Source organism: Mesorhizobium sp. M7A.F.Ca.CA.001.10.2.1, from assembly GCF_003998575.1.
In the GTDB taxonomy this organism is placed as follows: Bacteria; Pseudomonadota; Alphaproteobacteria; order Rhizobiales; family Rhizobiaceae; genus Mesorhizobium.
Map to the genome: position 1 here is coordinate 1 of NZ_RZQY01000307.1, position 6,802 is coordinate 6,802.

Here is a 6,802-nt window from a genome sequence, read left to right on the forward strand (position 1 = left end):
TCGAAGCACTGACCCTGCTGCAGTCGAAGCGCGGCTTTGCCCTTGTTCTAAGCCGGGTTTGTCCGGAAAAGGGCGTCCACCTGGCGCTCGACGCAGCCAAACAGGCAGATGTGCCGCTGGTCATCGGCGGCAAGGTCTATCCCTATGAAACGCATACGCGGTACTTTCGCGATGAGGTCCAACCTCGCCTCGATGGCCGCCGCCGCTTCCTTGGCCCTCTCGGCTTCACCGCCAAGCGACGCATTCTCAATGCGGCGCGCTGTCTGGTCATTCCGAGTCTCGCAGCCGAGACCAGCTCGCTTGTGGCCATGGAGGCCCTCGCCTGCGGTACCCCGGTGGTCGCCTTTCCAAATGGTGCGCTTCCCGATGTCATAGAGCACGGCAGGACGGGCTTTCTCGTCGATACGGTCGACGAGATGGCCCAAGCCATTCTTGCGGCGCCCAGCTTGGATGCCGAGACATGCAGGGCCGAAGCGCGACGGCGGTTTTCGCTGGAACGCATGATCTCGTCTTACATGGACGCCTATCAAGCGCTGGCACGGCTTGGCACTGGTCGCCGGCGCTTCGCGGCGACGCCGTGAGCTAAACTGTGCTGCGCAGCGAAATCATCGGTGACCTCACACAATTGGACGCCTTGACGCCGCACTGGTGGAAACTGTGGCAGCAGAGTCCCTCGGCGACTCCGTTTCAATCTCCCGCCTGGCTGGTGCCGTGGTGGCACGCATTCGCACCTGGTGAACTGGCGACGGTCGCGGTCTGGCGTGGCGACGATCTGGTCGGGCTGGCGCCATTCTACCTTGAGCATGGGATATCCGGTTCGAAGCTGCTTCCGGTCGGCATTTCGCTCAGCGATTATCTGGACATTCTGGCTGTCCCTGGGAGCGAAGCCGAGGTCGTCGACATTGTCGCCGAGTCGATCCTCTCGATCGGGTGGGCGCAATGGATCTTGTCGGACTTGCCGCAGGACAGCCTCTCCCTTGCGATGACGCATCCCGAGATGGATTGGCCGACCGCCCATGCCGCCTGCCCCGTGCTCGCCCTCGCCGGCGACGAAACGCTTGCAGGCTGCGTCCCCGCAAGACGCAGACGCCAGTTGCGTCGGGCGCGTCAAGCCGCATCAAGATGCGGCCGGATCGCGCTGTTGTCGGCAAGCGGCAGTCCGCAAACTTTCCTCGATCAATTGATCCGCCTGCACAATATGCGCTGGGCCGAACAAGGAGGCGGTGTGTTGGCCAACGCCGCCGTCGAGCAATTCCATCGGCTCTCACTTCCCTTGCTCGACGCTCACGGTCTGGTGCGATGCTGGCTGTTCGCGATCGATGGCGGAACCGTCGGCGCCTATTACGGATTTCACCACCGCGGCCGTGCCTATGCTTATCTCGGTGGCTTCGACCCTGCTTATGCCGAGGAGAGTCCAGGTGCGATCCTGATTGGCCACGCAATCGCGGAAGCGATCCGCGAAGATGCGCGCGAGTTCGATTTTCTGCGCGGCCAGGAGGCCTATAAATATGGCTGGGGCGCCGTCGACAGGTGGACGATGCGCAGGGTCTGGACGCGGAGTTGATGCATGAGTGTAACCGCACCGAAAGCCGCCCGGCGCACGACATCGGTCAGGCTGGCGGTTGAAGACTGCATGGCCGATGGCATTTGCGCCGAAGGTGTTCTCGTCAGGCTGGCGCTCCACCTGCCGCCCACAATTGGAGCGGCGGAATTGGCGGAGGTCGTGCTGAAGGTCCAGCCGGCGGATGCCGGCGACGCAGCAAGGCTGCGAAAGGTCGCCGGACTGCTGCGCTGCAAACCAGACGTCTTCGCCATGTTGCGGGCAACGGGTGGCGCCGTTCGGCATGAGCGCGATGAGGGCGAGACGAATGTCGCTGTCGTCATGCGGCTGGCCTCCAGCTTCGATGCCGCGGCAGCGATTTCGGGAGCCGCGAGTGTCCAACTGGCATCCCTCGGCGATGAGGCAAGGCTCACAGTCACGACCAACGAAATCGTCGCATGGCTGGAGGCGCGAGAATTCACCGGAAGGGAACGGAGCATTCTCGACATCGGTTGCGGCATCGGCCGTTTCGAGCGCGCGCTGTGCAAATCCTTCAAGTGGATGGTCGGCATCGACATATCGCCGCGGATGATCTCCATCGCCTCCGAGCAATGCGCCGCACTCGGCAATGTCGAGTTGCGACAAACCTCCGGTCTCGATCTGTCCGAATTCGCCGACGCCAGTTTCGATTGCGTGCTGGCGGTGGACAGCTTTCCCTATCTGGTTCTGGCCGGCATGGCTGATCGGCATTTCGACGAAATTGCGCGCGTTCTGAAACGGCCGGGCTGGCTCGCCTTGCTGAACTATTCCTATCGCGGATCACTTCTCTCAGACCGCGATGATATCGGCCGTCTGGCGCAAGCTCATCAATTGCGGGTCCTCATCGACGGCGAGAAGCCGTTTCGGTCGTGGGATGGCGACGCCTTTCTGCTCGCTGGGTGAAGCGGAACATTACAGCGCGATGCCAGTTCGGACGTCGAACAACGGGCACCGACGAGTGTCCCCGATTCGAAGGAGGATATCATGGCATCCGGCGGTAAAAAACATTTCGGCCGCAGCAGCCAGGCAAGAGTGCCGGCGCCGGCGCGGTGACCTCCCCGGAGAAGGACGAGATCGAAGAAAACGCGGTCTTGTCGAATCGCAACAAGAAGCAGCATGGCCAGGAGCGCGGGCTGGACGGCAATCGGATCAAGCCCGATCAATATCAGGATCACGCCGCTGACCGATTGCCTAGGGATTGAACGCCACCGCCGCGCGTCCATGGCCCGGGACGACGAAGGACCGGGACGACGAAGGACCGGGACGACGAAGGAGCAGCAAGGAAATAAACCTGTGCAAGGGGCCGCTGGTGAGCTTCTTGGCGGTTGACACCGCCTTGTAATGCCAGGCGCTTATCACCACACTAGGATCAAGGGACCCGCTATCAAGAGAATGTGATGTCTCGTTCGAGCGACGATACCCCGGATCCGCATGTCGAGATGGCTGTGGATCAGGAGATTGCTTCCCTGCTGGCCGCCATAGAGCAGGAAAAAATTCCAGACCGCCTGACCAAGCTGGCGATCGAATTGCAGAACGCGCTCGTCGAGAAACGTCGGCGCGACGTGAAGAACTGACTATCTGCGGCCGTCGACCTCGACATCGAGCTGACCATCCGACAGCTGGTTTCGTCTTTCTATCAATGTCTGCAGCGAACTCTCCCCCAGGAATTCAAGGATGTTGGCGCGCGCACGGTTCAGGCGGCTTTTGACCGTTCCGACCGCGCAACCGCATATGTCGGCGGTTTCCTCGTAGCTCACTCCCAAAACGCCGATCAGCATCAGGACCTCGCGTTGGTGTTCAGGCAGCCTTTGAATGGCGCCGTGAACTTCCTTGCTCTGAACGGTCCATTCCTGGGTGGCTTCCGAAATTGGTCTCGAAGACGCGCAATCGAGCAGGCCGGGCGCCTCCCGGGCAGCGATCTTGACCCGGGTATAGTAAGTGTTGCGCATGATGGTGAAGAGCCACGACTTCATGCGCGTACCGGGTTCGAACTTGTCGATGTTGGCGAGACCCTTGGTCAGTGTCTCCTGCACGAGATCGTCAGCGTCGTCGGGGACGCGGCAGAAGGTGCGCGCGAATGCCCGCAGGGCAGGTATCAGGTCAACGATGGAAACTTCATTGGTTTCCTGGTCGGCCAAAAGGCAGCCTCCGGATGACAATGGTCCAGCTCCCAGAAGAAAGAGTGTGTGAACGCAGCCCCAGCTAAATGCATGGAAGTTTGGTTCGTTCCTCGTGCCGGAGACAACTCTTCATGAATTGTGCGCAGGCGGAGATATCTGTCATCCGATCGGCGCGCACCATCGCCGCAGCAGTCCCGGCTCCTCCGACAGCGGTGTCTCCAGCGTCCATTTTTTACGGGAACAAAGCTGCTCACCGGCAGTTTGATGGCTTGACCACTTCAACCTTCCGGTATCGATCGAGGATCTGTCATGGCCAAATCCGCTCGCCCCTCCGCTCGCCAATCGGCAAGTGGACTGGATCAGAATAGCGCGCGCGGAAATGGCGGCGAGTTGCACCAGATCGCGGGGGACGACACGCCTGCCCTTACGACGGCGCTCGGAACGCCTGTCTCCGACGACCAAAACACATTGCGGATCGGTGAGCGCGGACCATCGCTGATCGAAGACTTTCACTTTCGCGAGAAGATTTTCCACTTCGACCACGAACGCATCCCGGAAAGGGTCGTTCATGCCCGCGGCTATGGCGCGCATGGTTTTTTCGAGACCTACGAGTCACTTGCCAAATACACACGTGCCGACATTTTCCAGCGAGCTGGTGAAAAGACGCCGGCATTCGTTCGTTTCTCGACGGTTGCCGGCAACAAGGGTTCGTTCGATCTCGCCCGCGACGTGCGCGGCTTCGCGGTCAAGCTCTACACCAAGGAGGGCAATTGGGATCTCGTCGGCAACAACATCCCGGTCTTCTTCATCCAGGACGCCATCAAGTTTCCCGATCTGATCCACGCCGCCAAACAGGAGCCCGACCGTGCCTTTCCGCAGGCACAGACGGCGCACGACAATTTCTGGGACTTCATCAGCCTGATGCCGGAATCAATGCACATGGTGATGTGGATCATGTCGGATCGCGCGATCCCGCGTTCCTTCCGCTTCATGCAAGGCTTTGGTGTGCACACGTTCCGCCTCGTCAACGCGAAGGACGAATCCACCTTCGTCAAATTCATCTGGAAACCGAAGCTCGGCATGCAATCGGTGGTCTGGAACGAGGCGGTCAAGATCAATGGTGCCGATCCCGACTTCCATCGCCGCGATTTGTGGGAGGCCATACAGGCCGGCAATTTCCCGGAATGGGAGTTGACGGTGCAACTGTTCGATCAGGCATTTGCCGACAGTTTCGACTTCGATATCCTGGATGCAACGAAGATCATTCCCGAAGAGGTCCTCGAACCAATTCCGGTCGGTCGGCTGGTGCTCGACCGGATGCCGGACAATTTCTTCGCCGAGACCGAGCAGGTGGCGTTCATGACGCAGAATGTGCCGCCCGGAATCGATTTCTCCAACGATCCGCTACTGCAAGGCCGCAACTTCTCTTATCTCGATACCCAATTGAAACGGCTGGGCAGCCCGAACTTTACCCATCTGCCGATCAACGCGCCGAAGTGCCCGTTCGCCCATTTTCAACAGGACGGGCACATGGCCATGCGCAACCCGGCCGGTCGTGCCAACTATGAGCCGAACTCATGGGGACTGGGACCGCGCGAGGATCCGCAGCGTGGCTTCCGTTCTTTCGCCGATGCCGAACAAGGGCAGAAAGTACGTCTGCGCGCGGAGAGCTTCGCCGATCACTACAGCCAGGCCCGGCAATTCTTCAACAGCCAGACACCACCGGAGCAGCGTCACATCGCGATGGCGCTGACGTTTGAACTGAGCAAGGTCCAGGCGCCGGCAATCCGCGAGCGCATGGTTTCGCATTTGTTGAACATCGATGAAACGCTGGCGACCACGGTCGCCGATAAGCTCGGCATCCGTGACCTGCCCGAACCTGCCGAAGCCGCCGTTCCGCCGCGCGATGACTTGCCGCCGTCGCCGGCGCTCAGCATCATCCAAAATGGACCCAATAGTTTCGAAGGCCGCAAAGTCGGTGTCATGCTCAGCGATGGAGCCGATGTCGCGCTGTTCGAGGAACTTCGTTCCGCCATCGAAGCGGAAGGCGCGGTGATGGAGGTGGTTGCGCCCAAGGTGGGTGGCGTCGAAGCCGCCGACGGCACCCACATCGAGGCAAGGCACATGATCGACGGCGGTCCGTCCGTATTGTTCGACGCGGTGGTGCTGCTCCTCTCCGAGGCGGGCGCCGAGTTGCTGGTCAAGGAGGCCGCTGCGAAGGATTTCGTGTCTGATGCGTTTGCGCACTGCAAGTTCATCGGCTTCACCCCGGGGGCCGAGCCGCTCCTGGCCAAAGCAGGCGTCGCTCCCGATGCCGATGAGGGGCTGACGCGGCTGGATTCGGCAGCTTCGGTAACTGCATTTGTGCGGTCATGCCGGAAGCTGCGGCTCTGGGCGCGGGAGGCGGCTGTCAAGCTTTGATGCGATGACGTCAGCTGTTTTCCGCTGGCATGTCCGCAGGCTTTGGTTTGCCGCCAACCCAGTCCGCACCCCGATCTACGAGCGATCTTCCTTGCTGGACGCTTGCCGCTGCTTTTCCAGGACCTCATCGGTCCCGACCAGCTTCTTTGCTCCGCCTGAAATGGTCGTGGACACCACTGAGGGCGGATCGCTCGCCGGAAAGGAATCCTCCAATCCCGCCTGCAGTTGGTCCTCGAGCGTGCGTGGTTCTTCGGAACGGCCGGGCGTTCTGCGTGTGTCTATCTTCTCAAGCGGCTGTTTCCTCTCTGGCGAATCGTTGGCGTTCCGGACCAGGGCGTAAAGTTGCTCGATCGCGAATTCCTTGATCGTTTCGAAATCGGCGCGATCGTCCTCTGCCGCCTCGATCTGATCAACCATGGCTTTCTCGAAGCGGTCGAGGCTGTCGCCTCCGCAGGCATGGGAAAGGCGCAACAGGGCTTCGTTCAGCATCAACGGAGCAAAATGTGCTGAAGCTTCAAGCCTGAGTTGTCTTAGACGATCCGGAGTGGCGGCCTGCAACTTTGACATGGACAACCTCCTTTCTCCCACAAGCGTCTCAACGACATTTGACCGCCGATGTTCCACTGCGCCTGAACATCCTTCCCGCCCGGCGAGCTACAGGAACCAGCTTGCCACCAGTCCC

Annotated in this window: 7 protein-coding genes; 5 read left to right on the forward strand and 2 right to left on the reverse strand. The window is 60.6% G+C overall.

Annotation, left to right across the window (positions count from 1 at the left end; genetic code table 11):
* From EN964_RS19685 to EN964_RS19705, 4 genes are all read left to right on the forward strand, one after another.
* Positions 1-581 (forward strand): glycosyltransferase (locus EN964_RS19685; protein WP_127276651.1); only part of this gene is annotated, 581 nt, incomplete at its 5' end.
* A gap of 8 nt (positions 582-589) precedes the next feature.
* A complete protein-coding gene (locus EN964_RS19690; protein ID WP_128306976.1) occupies positions 590-1,564 on the forward strand; it encodes a GNAT family N-acetyltransferase in 975 nt (324 codons plus the stop codon).
* A gap of 3 nt (positions 1,565-1,567) precedes the next feature.
* Positions 1,568-2,482, forward strand: coding sequence for a class I SAM-dependent methyltransferase (locus EN964_RS19695; protein WP_127270587.1), 915 nt, complete (start codon positions 1,568-1,570; stop codon positions 2,480-2,482).
* A gap of 494 nt (positions 2,483-2,976) precedes the next feature.
* Positions 2,977-3,153, forward strand: a complete 177-nt coding sequence (locus tag EN964_RS19705) for a hypothetical protein (protein WP_127270589.1) — start codon at positions 2,977-2,979, stop codon at positions 3,151-3,153.
* On the opposite strand, the gene EN964_RS19710 is transcribed toward EN964_RS19705, so the two are convergent.
* Positions 3,154-3,717 (reverse strand): sigma-70 family RNA polymerase sigma factor, encoded by a 564-nt coding sequence (locus EN964_RS19710; RefSeq protein ID WP_127270591.1) that lies wholly within the window; start codon positions 3,715-3,717, stop codon positions 3,154-3,156.
* A 291-nt stretch (positions 3,718-4,008) separates the two neighbouring features.
* Between EN964_RS19710 and EN964_RS19715 the strand changes: the two genes are divergently transcribed.
* On the forward strand, positions 4,009-6,120 hold the full coding sequence (locus EN964_RS19715; protein WP_127270593.1) for a catalase: 2,112 nt from the start codon (positions 4,009-4,011) through the stop codon (positions 6,118-6,120).
* 75 nt (positions 6,121-6,195) lie between these two features.
* On the opposite strand, the gene EN964_RS19720 is transcribed toward EN964_RS19715, so the two are convergent.
* On the reverse strand, positions 6,196-6,687 hold the full coding sequence (locus EN964_RS19720; RefSeq protein WP_127270596.1) for a hypothetical protein: 492 nt from the start codon (positions 6,685-6,687) through the stop codon (positions 6,196-6,198).
* Positions 6,688-6,802 lie beyond the last annotated feature (115 nt).

Excerpts from the sequence above, each read along its gene's own strand:
- EN964_RS19695 (WP_127270587.1), top strand. The coding sequence starts at position 1,568 with ATGAGTGTAACCGCACCGAAAGCCGCCCGGCGCACGACATCGGTCAGG.
- EN964_RS19705 (WP_127270589.1), top strand. The coding sequence starts at position 2,977 with ATGTCTCGTTCGAGCGACGATACCCCGGATCCGCATGTCGAGATGGCT.
- EN964_RS19715 (WP_127270593.1), top strand. The coding sequence starts at position 4,009 with ATGGCCAAATCCGCTCGCCCCTCCGCTCGCCAATCGGCAAGTGGACTG.
- EN964_RS19720 (WP_127270596.1), bottom strand. The coding sequence starts at position 6,687 with ATGTCAAAGTTGCAGGCCGCCACTCCGGATCGTCTAAGACAACTCAGG.